The sequence below is a fragment of the Limimaricola cinnabarinus LL-001 genome, assembly GCF_000466965.1.
GTDB lineage: Bacteria > Pseudomonadota > Alphaproteobacteria > Rhodobacterales > Rhodobacteraceae > Limimaricola > Limimaricola cinnabarinus.
This window is the reverse complement of the sequence record NZ_BATB01000160.1, coordinates 1-1072: the sequence shown is the minus strand read 5'-3', so window position 1 is coordinate 1072 and position 1072 is coordinate 1. Positions and strand designations below refer to the sequence as shown.

1 pseudogene is annotated in these 1072 nt (G+C 60.9%); it reads left to right on the top strand.

Annotated features, from left to right (window positions below):
- A pseudogene (locus MBELCI_RS18855) lies at window positions 1-582 on the top strand (transposase); the annotation flags it as partial.
- Window positions 583-1072 lie beyond the last annotated feature (490 nt).

Genomic DNA, 1072 nt, shown 5'->3' with positions numbered 1-1072 from the left:
TTTTCAGCCATAGCTCATCGTCTGGCGCAGAACATCTCGGCCCTGGAGGCGTCGACGGCGGTGCGCTACGCTCGCACGCCGAGCCAAAAGCTGCGCCGGTTCAAAACCTTCTCCTACGCAGCCCGGTCGTAGTCGAAATCCCGTCGCGTTATCGCCCGCGTCGAGGTTTTTCCCATGGGTCGGGATACCCGCTATATCGTCACCAATCTCGAGGGCGGCCGCGGCAAGCATCTTTACACGAAGCTCTATTCCGCGCGCGGCCAAGCCGAGAACCACGTCAAAGCGTGGAAGGCCCATCTCGCAGCAGACCGGACGTCGTGCTCGAAAGCCAACGCCAACCAGATGCGCCTGATGCTGCACGGCTGCGTCTACTGGAACTGGTGGAAGCTCCGCGCGGCTTGCCCGAAGCGGTCACCGTGGCGCCGCACCCAGTTCGACACGCTGCGGCTGCATCTCGCCAAGCTGGCCGCCACCATCATTGAGAAGAAAGCCCGGATCATCGTCACACTGCCGACATCGTGCCCGCGCCGGGGACTTCTTCACCTCCTCTTCGACGCCCTCGCCCCACCGAAAGCAGCCTGACGCGAGCGCCCCGACAACCCCGAAACATCAATCCACACCACCCAAAACCAAGTCATCGGCCGGCCTGCCAACCGGACGCCGACGCCGGATGCGCGTGACTAGCCCGACACTCGGGAATTCGCCCCCTAAGCAGAAGTCTGCAACTTCATGAATTATCCGGGTTAGCGTAATCGCTTCACCTCACGGGCACCGATCCTCGTGGCAGGAGTGGTCTCGCTCCGGTGCTCGCTGAGGCTCTGAGCATGGAGGATAATACGATGGGTGCGGTTGCAGGAAGGTGCTCCCCGATTTCGGGACGCTGACGTAAGCTACGATTTGCTGTCTGCTGATCTTCACCGACAAGGAGATCAGAGATGTGTCAGGCGACACGACAAACTGGCCCTGTGGCGACACGAGGAACTGGCCCCCTCGATAAGCCATGAGGGGATACTGGATGAGCATTCCAGCGACTGAGAAGGAGCTATGATCGCATTTGGGTAACGCGCTTTGA